Genomic DNA, 15,372 nt, shown 5'->3' with positions numbered 1-15,372 from the left:
GCCATCCTCCCCGACCCCCTGCTCATGCCTGCTGGCTGGAGACGGCGACGACCTCGCCGGTCATGTACGACGCGTAGTCGCTGGCCAGGAAGACCATCACGTTCGCGACCTCCCACGGCTCGGCGGCCCGGCCGAAGGCCTCCTTGGCCTTGAGCTCGGCGAGCAGGTCGTCGGAGGTGACCTTGGCGAGGAAGGGGTGCATCGCCAGGCTGGGGCTGACCGCGTTGACCCGGATGCCGTGCGGGGCGAGGTCGATCGCCGAGCAGCGGGTCAGCGCCATCACGCCGGCCTTGGCCGCGGCGTAGTGCGCCTGGCCCTCCTGGGCGCGCCAGCCGATCACCGAGGCGTTGTTGACGATGACGCCCTTGGTGCCGGCGGCGACCATCCGCTGACCGGCGGCCCGCACGCAGCGGAAGGTGCCGGTCAGGGTGATGTCGAGGACGCGCAGCCACTGCTCGTCGGTCATCTCCAGCACGCTGGCGGTGCCACCGAGACCGGCGTTGTTGACCATCACGTCGACCCCGCCGAGCTCGTCGGCGACGTCGAGCAGCGCGCCGACCTGCGCCTCGTCGGTCACGTCGCAGACCCGCTGCCGGACCCGGTCGGCACCGAACTCGGCGGCCAGCGCCTCCTCGGCCTCGGCCAGGCGGCGCTCGTGGGTGTCGCTGAAGACGACCGCCCGCGCCCCCTCCTCCAGCACGCGGCGCACCACCGCGGCGCCGATGCCGGCGCCGGCCGCGGCGGTCACGACGACCACCTTGCCGGCCAGCAGGTCGTGGCCGGGCACGTAGGCGGGGGCCGGCTGCTCGGGACGGTGGGTGGTCATTCAGACGCCTTTCGGTTCACGCGGGAGGCCGAGCACGCGCTCGGCCAGGATGTTGCGCTGGACCTCGTCGCTGCCGCCGTAGATGGAGTCGGCGCGGGCGAAGAGGAAGAGTCGTTGCCACTCGTCGAGGTCGTACGGCGCGGCGCGGGCGGTCAGCCCGGCGGCGCCGAGGACCTCCATCGCGACCTCGCCGAGCCGCTTGTGCCACGCGGCCCAGACGAGCTTGAAGATCGACGCCGCTCCCCCGCCGGCCGCGGAGTCCTCGCCGCCGGTGACCGCCGCGAGCCCGCGCAGCGCGTTGAACCGCATGACCTCCAGCTCGACGGCGAGGTCGGCGAGCCGGTCCCGGACCAGCGGGTCGTCGATCGCACCGTTGGCCCGGGCCAGGTCGACCACGCCGCGCAGCTCGCGGGCGAAGCCGACGACCTGGCCGAGCACCGAGACGCCGCGCTCGAAGCCGAGCAGGCCCATCGCCACCCGCCAGCCCTGCCCGGGCTCCCCGACGACGAGGTCGGCGTCGGTGCGGGCGCCGGTGAGGAAGACCTCGTTGAACTCCGAGCCCCCGGTCAGCTGCTCGATGGGGCGGGCCTCGACGCCCTCCTGGTCCAGCGGGACGAGCAGGAAGGAGAGTCCGTGGTGGCGCTGGGAGCCGGGCTCGGTGCGCGCGAGGACGAAGACCCACTGGGAGAAGTGCGCGTTGGAGGTCCACACCTTCTGCCCGTCGATGACCCACTGCGGCCCCTCGGGGCCGTCCTCGAGCCGGGCCCGGGTCTGCACGTTGGCGAGGTCGGAGCCGGCGCCGGGCTCGGAGTAGCCCTGGGCCCACAGCTCCTCGACCGCCCGGATCCGGGGCAGGAAGCGCTGCTGCTGCTCGGGGGTGCCGAAGGCGATCAGCGTGGGCCCGAGCAGCTCCTCGCCGAGGTGGTTGAGCCGCGCGGGAGCATCGGCGCGGGCGTACTCCTCGTGGAAGATCACCTGCTGGCTCAGGCTCAGCCCGCGGCCACCGTGCTCGGTCGGCCAGCCCACGCAGGTCCAGCCGTGCTCGGCGAGGTGCCGGTTCCAGGCCAGCCGCTCCTCGACCGCCTCGTGGTCGCGGCCGGGCCCACCGAGCCCCCGGAGCTCGGCGAAGTCACCGCGCAGCGCCTCCTCGAGGAATGCGCGCACCTCGGCACGGAAGGCCTCGTCCTCGGCCGAGTAGCTCAGGTCCACGAGTGCTACAGTACCAAGCAATTGCTTGGTTGGGCAGATTGACCCCGGTGGAGGTGACGTGGAGCAGACGATCCCGGCCGCGCTCGGCGCGGCGGCGGACCGCTTCGGCGACCACCCGGCGTACGTCCAGGACGGCGAGAGCGTCTCGTTCCTCGAGCTGCTGCGCCGGGTCCGCCGCGCCGCCCGGGGGTACGTCGCCGCCGGGCTGCGCCCCGGCGACCGGGTGTGCCTGTGGGCGCCCAACAGCATCGACTGGGTCGTCGCCGGCCTCGCGACGTCGTACGCCGGCGGCGTGCTCGTGCCGGTCAACTCCCGCTACACCGCCCACGAGGTGGCCGACGTCGTCGACCGCACCGCCGCGCGGCTGGTGGTCCTCGCCGACGGGTTCCTGGGACGCACCCAGCTCGCCGACCTGCGCGCGACCGGCGAGCACCCGTCCGTCGCGGCGATGGTCGACCTGGCCGAGCTCGCGGGCCTCGACACCGGCGCGGTGACCACCGCGGAGGTCGACGCGATCGCGGAGTCGGTCTCCCCCGACGACGTCGCCGACATCCTGTTCACCTCCGGCACCACCGGGCGCAGCAAGGGCGCGATGTCCGCGCACCGGCAGACGGTCGGCGTGGCCCGCACGTGGGCCGAGCTCGGCGGCGTGACCGGCCAGGACCGCTACCTGGTGGTCAACCCGTTCTTCCACTCCTTCGGCTACAAGGTCGGCATCGTGACCGGCCTGGTCACCGGCGCCACGCTCTACCCGCTGGCGACCTTTGACCTCGAGGCGACCATGGACCTCGTCGAGCGGGAGCGGATCACGGTGCTCCCGGGCGCCCCGACGATCTACCAGTCGCTGCTGGGCGCCCCGGGCCGCGAGCGGCGCGACCTCTCCTCGCTGCGGCTCGCGGTCACCGGCGCCGCGGTTGTCCCGGTCGTGCTCATCGAGCGGATGCGGCAGCCGGCGCCCGCGGGGCTGGGCATCGACCAGGTCGTCACCGCCTTCGGGATGACCGAGGCGGTCGTCGCGACGATGGCGCGCGCGGGCGACCCCGCCGAGCTGGTGGCCACCACCTGCGGCCGCGCGGTCCCCGGCATGGAGACCCGCATCGACGCCGCCCCCGGCGAGGCCGGCGAGCTGCTGCTGCGCGGTGACTTCGTCATGCTCGGCTACCTCGACGACCCGGCCGCCACGTCCGCCGCGGTCGACGCGGACGGCTGGCTGCACACCGGCGACGTCGGCACGCTCGACGCGGCCGGCAACCTGCGGATCACCGACCGGCTCAAGGACATGTACATCTCCGGCGGCTTCAACGTCTACCCCGCCGAGGTCGAGCAGGCGCTCGCCCGGCTCGAGGGTGTCGCCGACGTCGCGGTCGTCGGGGTCCCCGACGAGCGGATGGGCGAGGTGGGCGCGGCGTACGTCGTCCGCGCGGCCGGCCCCGCGGGCGAGGCGCTCACCGCCGAGGACGTCACGGCGTACTGCAAGGAGCGGCTGGCGAACTTCAAGGTCCCGCGGCGCGTGGCGTTCCTCGACGCCCTCCCGCGGAACCTGTCCGGCAAGGTGCTCAAGACCGACCTGCGAGACCAGCCCAGGAGCGAGTGAATGGACCTGACCCTGTCCGAGTCCGAGCGGGCCTTCCAGGCCGAGGCCCGCGCCTGGCTGGCCGCGAACGTGCCGGCCGAGCCGCTGCCGTCGATGGACACCGAGGCCGGGTGGGCGGCGCACCAGGCGTGGGAGGCGCGGCTGGCCGAGGCCCGCTGGTCGGTCGTGTCCTGGCCGGAGGCCTACCACGGGCGCGACGCCTCGCTGGTGGAGTGGGTGGTCTTCGAGGAGGAGTACTACCGCGCCGGCGCGCCGGGCCGGGTCTCCCAGAACGGGATCTTCCTGCTGGCGCCGATCATCTTCGACCACGGCACCCCCGAGCAGCAGGACCGCTTCCTGCCCTCGATGGCGACCGGCGAGCAGATCTGGGCGCAGTGCTGGTCCGAGCCCGAGGCCGGCTCCGACCTGGCCTCGCTGCGCTCGACCGCGCGCCGCGACGACGAGCGCGGCGGGTGGGTGCTCAACGGGCAGAAGACCTGGTCCTCGCGGGCGGCGTTCGCCCACTGGGGCTTCGGGCTGTTCCGCTCCGACCCCGAGGCGCAGCGGCACGCGGGGCTGACCTACTTCCTCTTCCCCCTCGACGCCCCCGGCATCACCGTGCGCCCGATCGCCCAGCTCGACGGCGAGGCCGGCTTCGCGGAGGTCTTCTTCGAGGACGTCTTCGTCCCCGACGCCGACGTGCTCGGCGCGCCCGGCGACGGGTGGCGGGTCGCCATGTCGACAGCCGGCAACGAGCGCGGGCTCTCGCTGCGCTCCCCCGGCCGGTTCTGCGCCGCCGCCGACCGGCTGGTCGACCTGCACCGGCGCACCCCGCACCCGCCCGCGGCCGCCGCCGACCGCGTCGTCGACGCGTGGATCAAGGCGCAGGCCTACCGGCTCTACACCTGGGGCACCGTCACCCGGCTCGCCGCCGGCGGCGACATGGGCGCGGCCGGCTCGGTCAACAAGGTCTTCTGGTCCGAGCTCGACATCGCCCTCCACGAGACCGCCCTGGACCTGCTCGGCCCCGAGGCCGAGGTCGCCTCGCCGTGGCTCGACGGCTACACCTTCTCGCTGTCCGGGCCGATCTACGCCGGCACCAACGAGATCCAGCGCAACATCGTCGCCGAGCGGATCCTCGGCCTGCCGCGGGAGGTCCGTCCGTGAGGTTCGTTCTCGACGAGGACCAGCGCGACTTCGCGGCCGCGCTGCAGTCCCTGCTCGCCGGCAGCGACCCGGTCCGAGCCGCCCGCGCCTGGGCCGAGGGCGACCACGCCCCCGGGCTGGACCTGTGGAAGCGGCTGGCCGACCTCGGCGTGCTCTCGCTGGCCACCGAGGCCACTCCGGTCGAGGTCGCGATCGCCTTCGAGGCGCTGGGCCGGCACGCGGTCCCCGGGCCGTGGATCGAGTCCGCGGCGTACCTCCCCGTCGCGCTGGGGCGCGCCGTCGAGGGCGTCGCGACGGTGGCGCTGCCCCCGCACGTGCCGCACGCGCTGGACGCCGACGTCGCCGACGAGGTGTACGTCGGCAGCGCGCTCATCACCGAGGTCGGCGAGCAGCTGATCTCCGTCGACCCCACGCGGCGGCTCTTCCGGGTCGCCGGGGCGGCCGGCGGGGCCGGCGACGGGCCGGTCGACCTCGACGGCCCAGCCCGCGAGGCGTTCGACCTGGCCGTGCTCGCCACCGCCGCGGAGCTGCTCGGGGCGGGCGAGCGGGTGCTGGACGACGCGGTCACCTACGTCAAGCAGCGCAAGCAGTTCGGCCGGCAGATCGGGTCCTACCAGGCGATCAAGCACGCCCTGGCCGACGTGCGGATCGCCCTGGACTTCGCCCGCCCGCTGGTCCACGGCGCCGCGCTCGGCGAGGTCGACGTCTCGGCGGCGAAGGTCGCGTGCGGCGACGCGGCGTACCTCGCCTCCCGCACGGGCCTGCAGGTGCACGGCGCGATCGGCTACACCCAGGAGTTCGACCTGAGCCTGTGGCTGACCCGGATCCGGGCGCTGGTGACCGCCTGGGGCACGCCGGACTTCCACCGCGGCCGCCTGCTCGCCTCGCTGGTCGAGCCGGCCGGGCCAGCCCGGGCGGTCGAGGCCGGGGCACGCTGATGGACTTCGCGCTCTCCGAGGAGCAGCAGGAGCTCGCCGCGATCGTCCGCGCCGCGCTGGCCAAGCGGGCCGACCCGCGGGTGGAGACCTACGACGAGGAGCTGTGGCAGCTGCTGGTCGAGCAGGTCGGCGTGCCGGCGCTGGGCATCCCCGAGGAGCACGGCGGCGCCGGGTTCACCCTCTTCGAGGCGCTGGTCGCCCTCGAGGAGGTCGGCCGCGCGCTGGTCCCCTCGCCGCTGCTGTCCTCGCTGGTCACCTCCGAGGCACTGCTCGCCGGCGCCACCGAGGAGGCCCGGGGCGCGCTGCTCCCCCGGCTGGCCGCCGGCGAGGTGGCTGCGTTCGTCGACGCCACCGGCGGGGCCGGCCCCGTGGTCGCCGACGTGCTCGACGGGGACCTCGCGACCGTGCTGGTCGCCGCGACCGACGACGGCCTGTGGGCGCTGGACCCCGACGTCACGACGCGGGCGTGGACCGCGTCGATGGACCAGACCCTCCGGCTGGCGCGGGTCGAGGTCGAGGTCGCCTCGGCGACCCGGATCGGCGAGGGCCCGCCCGCGGCCACCCGGGCCGCCCTGGTCGGCGCCGTCGGCGTGGCCGCCCTGCAGACCGGCACGGCGGCCCGCGCCCTGGAGATGACGGTCCGCTACACCCAGGAGCGGGTCCAGTTCGGCCGGCCGATCGGCTCCTTCCAGGCGCTCAAGCACCGGATGGCCGACATGCTGGTCCGGCTGGAGATGTCCCGCTCGGCGTCCTGGGCGGCGGCGTACGCCGTCTCGAGCGGGGCCGCGGACGGCGAGCGCCTCGCGCACGTGGCCAAGGCGTACTGCTCCGAGGCGCTGGCCGCGATCGCCGCCGAGACCGTCCAGCTGCACGGCGGGATCGCGATCACCTGGGAGCACGACGCCCACCTCGTGCTCAAGCGGGCGCACTCCCTGGGCCAGCTGTTCGGGACCGCGCGGGCCCACCGGGCGGCCGTGCCCCTCGGCGACCCCGCCGCTCGCTGAGCCCCGCCGGGCACGTGCAGCAGCTGTGAGGAAACCCACCGCACCGGACCCGGCCCGCGAGCGTCTGCCGAGTCCCTGACCTGGGAGGACGAGGTCTAGATTATGCCCATGACCATCGACTCCGACCTCACCCAGATCGACCAGCCGACTGCCGTAGCCGACGCGGCCACGGCCTCCGGTGCGGCCCAGGAGCAGGACGACTTCCCGATCGGCATGCTCGCCAACCCGATCCGCACCCGCATCTAGGGTTCGCCTCCCGGCTCGGCCGGGGCCTGTCGACGGCGTCCAGTGGCGGTTGTCGGCTCGCCGAGGCTCGGTGAGAATCCGGCGATGAGCCCCCACGACATCGGCCGGTGGCGCTTGGCCTGCCAGCGGCTCTCGGCGCCGTACGCCGGCTCGGCCGCCGACGTGGTCAGCCACCTGCTGGCCGTGCAGGCCGAGAACCCCGGCCAGTCCGCCTGGGCGGTGGCCACCCGGACGACCCGCCGCGACGCCGCCGACCTGGCCGGGCTGCTCGCCAGCGGCGAGGTCGTGCGCACCCACGTCCTGCGGCCGACCTGGCACCTCGTGGCCGCGGCCGACCTCACCTGGCTGATCGACCTGACCGCACCGCGGGTCCGGCCCACCTTCGAGCGGCAGCTCACCGCCGGCGGCTGGAGCGCCGCGGACGTCGACCGCGCGTGGGGTGCCGTGCTCGACGCGCTGGCCGCGCGTCCCGACCTGACCCGCGAGGAGCTCGCCGCGGAGCTCGCGGCCCGCGGCACCACGGCCACCGGGCACGAGCTGATGCTGCTCCTGGGGTACGCCGAGCTGGAGCGGCTCGTGTGCAGCGGCCGGCCGACCGCTGAGGGCACGCACACCTACGCGACGTACGACGCCCGCGTCCCGCCCACGCCCCAACCGGACCGGGACGAGGCCCTCGCCCGGCTGGCCCGGCGCTACCTCGCCGGCCACGGGCCGGCGACCGAGCGGGACCTGGCGTACTGGGCCACGCTCACCCTCGGCGACGTGCGCCGCGGCCTGGCCGGGGCCGCGGACGACCTGGCCTCCTTCGAGCACGACGGCCGCACGTTCTGGCACGCCGCCGGCGACGGCCCGCCCGCCGGCGGCCCGGATCCCGCCGGGCACCTGCTGCAGATCCTCGACGAGACCTACCGCGGCTACCAGGACTCCCGGATGCTCCTCGACGCAGCCGGCCTCGCCCCGGCCGGCCGGGAGACCGCGATCGGGATGGCGGTCGTCGACGCCCAGCTCGTCGGCAGCATGCGGCGCACGCTCGGGGCGCGCGCCCGCTTCGACGTCGCGCCCTACCGGCCGCTCGCCACGCGGGAGGTCGCTGCCCTCCACGACGCCGCCGAGCGGTACGCCGCGTTCCTCGGCCTCGAGGCCGACCTGCGGCTCGCGGACGGCTGAGCGGGCAGGCCGCCGGACCGAGCCGTTCGCCCCTGGTGAGCCCTCGCGGGGCTGCCGAGACTCGGGGGGACCTGCCCGACCCGGCCACCCCCGGCGACCCTGCGGAGGACCCCACCCGTGAGTGACACCTACGAGTCCGTCGTCGTCCTCTCCCGCGCGCTCGACCAGTCCGGGGACGCCATCGCCGCCGTGCACCCCGACCAGCTGCACCTGCGGACCCCGTGCGCGGAGTGGGACGTCGCGCAGCTGATGGCCCACCTCGTCGAGGCGCCCGCGAAGTTCCTCCGCGGGATCGAGGGCGGCGCGGTCGACTGGGCCGCGCCGGCGCCGCCGACGACGCCGACGGCCGGCGCCGCCGACTTCCGGGCCCGCGCGGACGACCTCATCCACCACTGGCACCGCGTCGGCGCGGCCGCCGACCCGGGACGCGTGGACTGGCAGACCACCGAGATCGTCCTGCACACCTGGGACCTCGCCCACGCGATCGACTGGGAGGAGCCCTTGGTCCCCGAGGCGGCCGAGCGCGCGCTGGCGTTCCTCACCGCCCAGCTGCCCGCGGCCAGCCGCGGCACCGCCTTCGCCCCCGCGGTGGACCTGCTCGACGACGCGCCGGTCCACGACCGGCTGGCCGCCTTCGCCGGCCGCGACCCCCGCCTCTGACCCACGCCCGGACCGACGACGAAGCGGCGTGCGCCGGCCGGTCCGCGTTCCGCTACGCGTCCTCCGCCGAGGCCTCGCGCCCCAGCAGGTCGATGAGCTCGTCGGCCATCGCGAGGTGGCGCACGAGCCGGGCCCGGCGCTCGACGCCGTCCTCCCGCACCTGCTCGAGCCGCTGCCGGGCGCCCGTCCGCTCCTCCGCCCGCGCTGCGGTGTCGCGGAGCACCTCGATGTCCTCCATGACCGCGCGCATCTGCTCGAGGGTGAACCCCAGCGGTTTCATCCGGCGGATGACGAGGATCTTCTCCACGTCCTCCTCGGTGTAGAGCCGGAAACCGCCGTCGCTGCGCCCGGACGGCCGCAGCAGGCCGACCTCCTCCCAGTGGCGCAGGCTGCGCAACGAGAGCTCCGTGCGCGCCGCGACCTCGCCGATGTGCATCGGGGCGGCCCGGTCGGCGGCGTCGGTCCGGCCTCCGTGGTCGACATGGCCTGCCTGGTCGGTCACGTGGTCGGCCCCTCTCGCCAAGGATGCGAACCCTTCCGTAACGGAAGAGTAGCCTGCCCCCTCGTGTCCGGATCCTCTCCCGCCGCGCCGTCCCCCACCGGCACCGACAGCGCCGATCACGCCGTGCACACCGTCCGCGCCGCGCTCCGGTCGCCGCGGGCGCTGCGCACCGAGGTGCTGGCCGGCCTGGTGGTCGCGCTGGCGCTCATCCCCGAGGCGATCTCGTTCTCGATCATCGCCGGGGTCGACCCGCGCGTCGGGCTCTTCGCGTCGTTCACCATGGCGGTGACGATCTCGTTCCTCGGCGGACGGCCGGCGATGATCTCGGCCGCGACCGGGGCGATCGCCCTGGTCGTCGCCCCGGTCATGCGCGACCACGGGTACGACTACCTCATCGCGACCGTGCTGCTCGGCGGCGCGATCCAGGTGGTGCTCGCGCTCGCGGGCGTCGCCCGGCTGATGCGCTTCGTGCCGCGCTCGGTGATGGTCGGCTTCGTCAACGCGCTGGCGATCCTGATCTTCGAGGCCCAGATCGACCACCTCGTCGACGTGCCGTGGGCGGTCTACCCGATGATCGCCGTCGGGATCGCCGTGATCGTGGGCTTCCCCCGGATCAACCGCGTGGTCCCTGCGCCGCTGGTCGCCATCGTCGCGCTCACCGCCTTCGTCCTGGTCGCCGGGCTGGACGTGCCGGACGTCGGCGACGAGGGCGACCTGCCCGACAGCCTGCCGGCGTGGTTCGTGCCGGACGTGCCGTTCACCCTCGACACGCTCCAGGTCATCGCGCCGTACGCCCTCGCCATGGCCGTGGTCGGCATCCTGGAGTCCCTGCTGACGGCCAAGCTCGTCGACGACATCACCGACACCCGCTCGGACAAGACGCGGGAGACGTGGGGTCAGGGCGTCGCGAACATCGTCACCGGCTGCTTCGGCGGCATGGGCGGCTGCGCGATGATCGGCCAGACGATGATCAACGTGAAGGTCTCCGGAGCCCGCACCCGGATCTCGACCTTCCTCGCCGGTGTCCTGCTGCTCGTCCTCGTGGTCGGCTTCGGCGACGTGGTCGCGCTGATCCCGATGGCCGCCCTGGTCGCGGTGATGGTGATGGTCGCGGTCGGCACCTTCGACTGGCACTCCGTCCACCCGGCCACGCTGCGCCGGATGCCGCGGTCGGAGACGGTCGTCATGGTCGCGACCGTGGTCGTCACCGTCTTCACCCACAACCTCGCGATCGGCGTGGGCGTCGGCGTGCTGGTGGCGATGGTGCTCTTCGCCCGCCGGGTCGCCCACCTCACCGCGGTCGAGCGCACCCTGGTCGAGGACGAGCACGGCGCAAGGACCGCGGTCTACCGCGTGACCGGCGAGCTGTTCTTCGCCTCGAGCAACGACCTCTACACGCAGTTCGACTACGCAAACGACCCCGGCCGCGTGGTCATCGACCTCTCGGCCTCGCACGTCTGGGACGCCTCGACGGTCGCCGCCCTCGACGCGATCACCACCAAGTACGCCCGCCGCGGCACGACGGTCGAGATCGTCGGGCTGGACGACGCCAGCGCCGCGCGGCACGCCCGGCTCACCGGGCGGCTCGACCCGCACTGAGCACCACTGAGCCGCACCGAGCCGCCGGCGGTCAGCGCGGGTGCGGGTCGTGCGGGTGGGCGGGGTCCGCGGCGAACGCGCGCTCGTAGATGTCGTAGACCAGCCAGGCCTTGTGGTTGTTGTAGTCCATCGCGTCGGTGAAGCCGTGCTCGTCGGCGATCCGCCGCTTGTGCTCGCCGTAGGCCCGGCGGTCCGGCTCGTGGGAGCGCAGGTGGTCGCGGAACAGCACGTGCCGGCGCGGTTCGCGGGCCCCGGGACCGAAGACGTGGACGTTGCTGGCCAGGCCGCGCAGCGGGTCGGAGCCGCGAAGCATCCGGTGCTCCTCATGGTCCGGCTCGCGCACCCGCAGCGCGAACCCCGCCGCCTCGAGGTCGGGCAGCCAGGCCGGCTCGTCGGCGGGGTCGGCCACGACGAGGTCCACGTCGATGACCGGCTTGGCCGGCAGGCCGGGCACCGCGGTCGACCCGACGTGCTCCACGGCGAGCGCCCGCTCCCCCAGCGCCTCGCGCAGCCGCCGCGCCACCGCGTCGTACGCCGCCGGCCAGGCCGGGTCGGGATCGACCACCACCACCGGCGGGGACGACTCCCTGACGATCCGCACCGCGGCGACCTGGTCGAGGTCGGCGAGCTCGAAGGGTCGCCAGAGCGGGTGGGTGGCGGGCGGCCGCGGGCCGGTCACCGGGTGGTGCGGTAGCTGCCCCGGTAGAACACCAGGGGGTCGGCGTGGCTCGACGGGTCCGCGGGATCGGCGGCAGCGTCGGCGGCCGGGTCCTCCTCGGCGGTGGCCAGGTGCAGCACCTGCCCGATGACGATCCAGTGGTCGCCGGCCTCGTGGACGGCGTGCACCGAGCAGTCGACGTGGGCGAGCGTGCCCTCGAGGACCGGCGAGCCGGTCGCCTCGGAGGGGTGCCAGGCGACGCCGGCGAACTTCTCGCTCCCCCGGCTGGCCATCTGGTTGGACAGCTCGGCCTGGCCGTCGGCGAGGAAGTTCACGCAGAACCGGCCGGACCGCTGGATGAGCGGCCACGCCCGGGAGGTCTTCGCCGGCACGAACAGCACCAGCGGCGGGTCGAGAGAGACGCTGGAGAAGGACTGGCAGGTCATCCCGACCGGCTCGCCGCCGCTCATCGCGGTCACCACGGTGACCCCGGAGGCGAAGCGGCCGAGCACGTCGCGGAAGTGGCGCGCCTGGGCCTGCCGGGCCGGGTCGTCGGTGGGGACCGGGGCGCCCTCGCCCGGGCCGAGCGGCTCGAGCTCGTAGGCCTCGCTGCCCAACCAGGACGCGATCAGCTCGGGGCTCGGCCAGGTCTCGGCGGCATCGGGGTTCATGCCCTCCGGAACGTCCGGAGCGCCCCCCGGGTGGGCGGACATGGACCCCACGCTAGTCACCGCTGGCCGCCGCCGAAGTCGTGGCCCCAGTACGACACCGCGGTCGACTCGCGGGCCACCCACTTCTGGTCCTCGACCTGCAGGCCGTCGGTGCCGAACTCCACGTCGAAGCCGCCCGGCGAGCGGACGTAGAAGGAGACCATCTCGTCGTTCATGTGCCGCCCGAGCGTCGCCGAGAGGGGCGCCTGGTGCTTGCGGACCCGCTCCAGCGCGCGGCCCACGTGGTCGAGCTGGTCGACCTCGAGCATGATGTGGACGCACTTCGCGGGGTTCGGCATCGGCAGGAACGCCAGCGAGTGGTGGCGCGGGTTGACGCCGAGGAAGCGCAGCCAGACCTTCGAGCCCGGCTCCTTGCCGACGAACTCGCCGGGCATGCTCATCGAGTCGCGGAGCCGGAAGCCGAGGACGTCGGTGTAGAACCGCAGCGCCTCGACGTCGTCGAGCACCGGGATCACGATGTGGCCCATGCCCTGGTCGCCGGTGACGAAGGTGGCGGCGTACGGCGTGACGAGGGGGCGGGCCTCGTAGGTGATGCCGTGGAAGAGCTCGAAGACGTTCTCCCACGGGTCGGTGAAGCGGATCATCTCCTGGACCCGGCGCTCGTCGAGCTCTTCCTTGGTCGCCTCCTCGAAGACGACGCCGGCCTTCGCCAGGTGCTCGCGCGCCTCCTGGAGGGCCCGGTGGTCGGCGAGCTCCCAGCCGGTCGCCTCGAGCTCGTCGCGCTCGGCGGGGACGACGACGAGCCGGGCGGAGACCTGGTCGATGCGCCAGTACTGGTGGGCGGGGTTCGGCCCGCGGCCCTCGGCCAGGCCGAGGACCTTGCCGGCGAAGACCTTCCACTGCTCGGGGTCGGTCGAGGACACGCGGACGTACCCCATGGACTTGATGTCGATGGTCATCAGGTGGCCTTCCGGGAGCGTTCCACGTGGCGGGCGAGGAAGGCGGTGGTGACCTCGGCGAACTCCTCGGCCGCCTCGATCTGTGCCCAGTGCCCGCAGTTCGGGAACACGTGGAGCTGCGCCTTCGGGATCAGCTTGAGCGCCACCATCGCGCCGTCGAGCGGGTTGACCCGGTCCTCGCGGCCCCAGGTGAGCAGGGTGTGCTTGCGCAGCCGGTGGGCCTCGCGCCAGAGCATGCCGTCCTCGGCGGTCTCGGGGTTCCAGAAGGACATCCCCATCGAGCGCATCGCGTCCTGCGCGCCGGGCGCGGTCGCGTCGGCGAAGCGCTGCTCGACCAGCTCGTCGGTGACCAGCGACTGGTCGACGACCATGGTGGAGATGAACGCCCGGAGCTTCTCCCGGGTCGGCTCGGCGCCGAAGTCCATCAGCCGCTGGACGCCCTCGGTGGGGTCGGCGTGGAAGAGGTTGAGCGAGAGCCCGCCGGGCCCCATGAGCACCAGGCGCCCGACCCGGTCGGGGTGGGTGAGCGCGAGGCGCATCGCCGTACCGCCGCCGAGGCTGTTGCCGAGCAGGTGCACGCGCTCGATGCCGAGCTCGTCGAGGAGCCGGACGACGTGGTCGGCGGCGAAGCGGTAGTAGTTGCCGACCACCGGCGGCTTGTCGGAGCCCCCGAAGCCCGGCTGGTCGACCAGCAGGGTGCGGAAGTGCTGGGCGAAGTGCGGCAGGGCCGGGCCGAAGTTCGACCACGCCGAGGCGCCGGGGCCGCCGCCGTGCAGCATGACCAGCGGCAGCCCGCCGCCGACCTGGGTCGACCCGCCGGTCGAGCCCGACGAGACCTCGGGCGCGGCCTCGTAGTAGTTCAGCGTGAGGTCGCCGGCCTTGGCCGAGCGGCGGACGCTGTCCTGGGCGAACCTGCCCTCGATCTCGGCCATCTCAGTACATCCCCGGGTCGACCTTGTGGCCGAACTCGTGGGCGCCGAACATCTGCAGCGCGCGCTCGGGGTCGTTCGCGGCGTGCACCCGACCGGCGTGGGCGTCGCGCCAGGCGCGCTGGAGGTAGGTGCCCTCGGCCAGCGCCCGGCCGCCGGAGGCCTCGAAGAGCGCGTCGATCGCGTCGATGGCGCGCTGGCTGCCGAGCACCTGGTCGCGGCGCACCCGCAGCCGCAGGCCGAGCGGGATCTTCTCGCCCTTGGCGACGTGGTCCATCTCCTCGCGGATGTTGGCCACCAGCAGCGCCCAGGCGGCGTCGATCTCGCTGCTCGCCTTGGCGATGCGGACCGCCGCGAACGGGTCGAGCGAGGCCTTCTCACCGAGGTAGGCCGCGCGGGTGCGCTTCTGCTGCATCTCGACGTGCTCGGCGTACGCACCGCGCGCCATGCCGATGATCGGCGTGGTGATGGTACCGGTGAAGATCGAGTGGAAGGGCAGCTTGTAGAGGTCGGCGGTGTTCTGCTCCTGGCCCGGGCCCTTGCACTGGCCGGTCTGGCTCATCGAGAGCGTGAACGCCTCGGGGATGAACACGTCCTCGACGAGGATGTCGTTGGAGCCGGTGCCGCGCAGGCCGACCATGTGCCAGACGTCGATGATCTGGTACTTCTCCCGCGGGACCATGAAGGTCTTGAAGTCCACGACCTGGCCCTCGGCGTTGTACACCAGGCCGCCGAGCAGCACCCAGCTGCAGTGGTCGCAGCCGGAGGAGAAGCTCCACTTGCCCGAGAGCAGGTAGCCGCCGTCGGTGACGGTGGCCTTGCCGGTCGGGGCGTAGGAGGAGCTGAGCCGGGTGCTGGTGTCCTGGCCCCAGACCGTCTGCTGGGCCTCGTCGTCGAAGAGTGCGACCTGCCAGGGGTGCACGCCCACGACGCTGGAGACCCAGCCGGTCGAGCCGCACGCCGAGGCGATGTCGCGGACCGCGGTGTAGAAGGTCACGGGGTCGGCCTCGAAGCCGTCGAAGCGTCGCGGTTGCAGCAGCCGGAAGAACCCGACCTCCTCCAGCTCCTTGATGCTCGCCTCCGGCACGACGCGCAGGCGCTCGGCCTCGTCGGCCCGCTCGCGGAACGTGGGAAGCAGGTCGCGGACGCCGTCGAGAACAGCCTGGGACATCGGGAGCTCCTGTCGTGGTGGGACGCGACCGATACTAGAACACGTTCTTGTTTTGGACCAGAACACGTTCTCGGTATCGGCGCGTCCGACCGC

Annotated in this window: 16 protein-coding genes; 8 read left to right on the top strand and 8 right to left on the bottom strand. The window is 73.8% G+C overall.

The window, feature by feature from the left end:
* Positions 1 to 22: 22 nt before the first annotated feature.
* Both HPC71_RS09585 and HPC71_RS09580 read right to left on the bottom strand, forming a co-directional pair.
* Complete coding sequence (locus tag HPC71_RS09585; protein WP_154611753.1) at positions 23 to 826, bottom strand: SDR family oxidoreductase; 804 nt, start codon at positions 824 to 826, stop codon at positions 23 to 25.
* Complete coding sequence (locus tag HPC71_RS09580) at positions 827 to 2,035, bottom strand: acyl-CoA dehydrogenase family protein (protein WP_171896614.1); 1,209 nt, start codon at positions 2,033 to 2,035, stop codon at positions 827 to 829. It lies immediately after the preceding gene.
* Between the two features lie 58 nt (positions 2,036 to 2,093).
* On the opposite strand from HPC71_RS09580, the gene HPC71_RS09575 reads away from it, so the two are divergent.
* The 7 genes from HPC71_RS09575 to HPC71_RS09545 all read left to right on the top strand — a co-directional run bounded on the left by HPC71_RS09575 (position 2,094) and on the right by HPC71_RS09545 (position 8,790).
* A complete protein-coding gene (locus tag HPC71_RS09575; RefSeq protein ID WP_171896613.1) occupies positions 2,094 to 3,629 on the top strand; it encodes a FadD3 family acyl-CoA ligase in 1,536 nt (511 codons plus the stop codon).
* Positions 3,630 to 4,775, top strand: coding sequence for an acyl-CoA dehydrogenase family protein (locus HPC71_RS09570; RefSeq protein WP_154614457.1), 1,146 nt, complete (start codon positions 3,630 to 3,632; stop codon positions 4,773 to 4,775). It begins immediately after the preceding gene.
* Positions 4,772 to 5,713, top strand: coding sequence for an acyl-CoA dehydrogenase family protein (locus HPC71_RS09565; protein WP_171896612.1), 942 nt, complete (start codon positions 4,772 to 4,774; stop codon positions 5,711 to 5,713). Before HPC71_RS09570 ends, HPC71_RS09565 begins: the two co-directional genes overlap by 4 nt.
* Positions 5,713 to 6,717, top strand: a complete 1,005-nt coding sequence (locus HPC71_RS09560; RefSeq protein WP_154614458.1) for an acyl-CoA dehydrogenase family protein — start codon at positions 5,713 to 5,715, stop codon at positions 6,715 to 6,717. Before HPC71_RS09565 ends, HPC71_RS09560 begins: the two co-directional genes overlap by 1 nt.
* A 108-nt stretch (positions 6,718 to 6,825) precedes the next feature.
* Positions 6,826 to 6,963, top strand: coding sequence for a hypothetical protein (locus HPC71_RS09555; RefSeq protein WP_154611758.1), 138 nt, complete (start codon positions 6,826 to 6,828; stop codon positions 6,961 to 6,963).
* A gap of 84 nt (positions 6,964 to 7,047) precedes the next feature.
* Positions 7,048 to 8,130: a winged helix DNA-binding domain-containing protein gene (locus HPC71_RS09550; RefSeq protein ID WP_154614459.1), complete on the top strand. Its 1,083-nt coding sequence runs from the start codon at positions 7,048 to 7,050 to the stop codon at positions 8,128 to 8,130.
* 117 nt (positions 8,131 to 8,247) lie between these two features.
* The gene (locus HPC71_RS09545; protein WP_171896611.1) at positions 8,248 to 8,790 is read left to right on the top strand and encodes a maleylpyruvate isomerase N-terminal domain-containing protein; all 543 of its coding nucleotides are present in this window, start codon (positions 8,248 to 8,250) and stop codon (positions 8,788 to 8,790) included.
* Between the two features lie 52 nt (positions 8,791 to 8,842).
* Here HPC71_RS09545 and HPC71_RS09540 read toward each other — a convergent pair whose 3' ends face one another.
* On the bottom strand, positions 8,843 to 9,292 hold the full coding sequence (locus HPC71_RS09540) for a MerR family transcriptional regulator (RefSeq protein WP_216656584.1): 450 nt from the start codon (positions 9,290 to 9,292) through the stop codon (positions 8,843 to 8,845).
* Between the two features lie 63 nt (positions 9,293 to 9,355).
* Between HPC71_RS09540 and HPC71_RS09535 the strand changes: the two genes are divergently transcribed.
* On the top strand, positions 9,356 to 10,891 hold the full coding sequence (locus tag HPC71_RS09535) for a SulP family inorganic anion transporter (protein ID WP_253943974.1): 1,536 nt from the start codon (positions 9,356 to 9,358) through the stop codon (positions 10,889 to 10,891).
* Between the two features lie 31 nt (positions 10,892 to 10,922).
* Here the strand turns inward: HPC71_RS09535 and HPC71_RS09530 are convergent, their stop codons facing one another.
* From HPC71_RS09530 to hsaA, 5 genes are read right to left on the bottom strand one after another with little or no spacing between them, the layout of a single operon-like run.
* Entirely contained in the window at positions 10,923 to 11,570 is a 648-nt protein-coding gene (locus HPC71_RS09530) for a GrpB family protein (protein ID WP_171896610.1), read from the bottom strand.
* Positions 11,567 to 12,262, bottom strand: coding sequence for a flavin reductase family protein (locus HPC71_RS09525; protein WP_230084116.1), 696 nt, complete (start codon positions 12,260 to 12,262; stop codon positions 11,567 to 11,569). Before HPC71_RS09525 ends, HPC71_RS09530 begins: the two co-directional genes overlap by 4 nt.
* 14 nt (positions 12,263 to 12,276) lie before the next feature.
* Positions 12,277 to 13,179, bottom strand: a complete 903-nt coding sequence (hsaC, locus tag HPC71_RS09520) for an iron-dependent extradiol dioxygenase HsaC (protein WP_154611761.1) — start codon at positions 13,177 to 13,179, stop codon at positions 12,277 to 12,279.
* A complete protein-coding gene (gene hsaD / locus HPC71_RS09515; protein ID WP_154614462.1) occupies positions 13,179 to 14,111 on the bottom strand; it encodes a 4,5:9,10-diseco-3-hydroxy-5,9,17-trioxoandrosta-1(10),2-diene-4-oate hydrolase in 933 nt (310 codons plus the stop codon). Before hsaD ends, hsaC begins: the two co-directional genes overlap by 1 nt.
* 1 nt (position 14,112) lies before the next feature.
* Positions 14,113 to 15,279, bottom strand: a complete 1,167-nt coding sequence (gene hsaA / locus HPC71_RS09510) for a 3-hydroxy-9,10-secoandrosta-1,3,5(10)-triene-9,17-dione monooxygenase oxygenase subunit (RefSeq protein ID WP_154614463.1) — start codon at positions 15,277 to 15,279, stop codon at positions 14,113 to 14,115.
* Positions 15,280 to 15,372 lie beyond the last annotated feature (93 nt).

Source organism: Nocardioides marmotae (genome assembly GCF_013177455.1).
Taxonomy (GTDB): Bacteria; Actinomycetota; Actinomycetes; order Propionibacteriales; family Nocardioidaceae; genus Nocardioides; species Nocardioides marmotae.
This window is presented reverse-complemented; position numbering and strand designations above follow the sequence as displayed.

What these genes read in the sequence shown, in the direction of transcription:
- HPC71_RS09585 (WP_154611753.1), bottom strand. Translation starts at nt 826, where the DNA reads ATGACCACCCACCGTCCCGAGCAGCCGGCCCCCGCCTACGTGCCCGGC.
- HPC71_RS09570 (WP_154614457.1), top strand. Translation starts at nt 3,630, where the DNA reads ATGGACCTGACCCTGTCCGAGTCCGAGCGGGCCTTCCAGGCCGAGGCC.
- HPC71_RS09560 (WP_154614458.1), top strand. Translation starts at nt 5,713, where the DNA reads ATGGACTTCGCGCTCTCCGAGGAGCAGCAGGAGCTCGCCGCGATCGTC.
- HPC71_RS09555 (WP_154611758.1), top strand. Translation starts at nt 6,826, where the DNA reads ATGACCATCGACTCCGACCTCACCCAGATCGACCAGCCGACTGCCGTA.
- HPC71_RS09550 (WP_154614459.1), top strand. Translation starts at nt 7,048, where the DNA reads ATGAGCCCCCACGACATCGGCCGGTGGCGCTTGGCCTGCCAGCGGCTC.
- HPC71_RS09525 (WP_230084116.1), bottom strand. Translation starts at nt 12,262, where the DNA reads ATGTCCGCCCACCCGGGGGGCGCTCCGGACGTTCCGGAGGGCATGAAC.
- hsaC (WP_154611761.1), bottom strand. Translation starts at nt 13,179, where the DNA reads ATGACCATCGACATCAAGTCCATGGGGTACGTCCGCGTGTCCTCGACC.
- hsaD (WP_154614462.1), bottom strand. Translation starts at nt 14,111, where the DNA reads ATGGCCGAGATCGAGGGCAGGTTCGCCCAGGACAGCGTCCGCCGCTCG.
- hsaA (WP_154614463.1), bottom strand. Translation starts at nt 15,279, where the DNA reads ATGTCCCAGGCTGTTCTCGACGGCGTCCGCGACCTGCTTCCCACGTTC.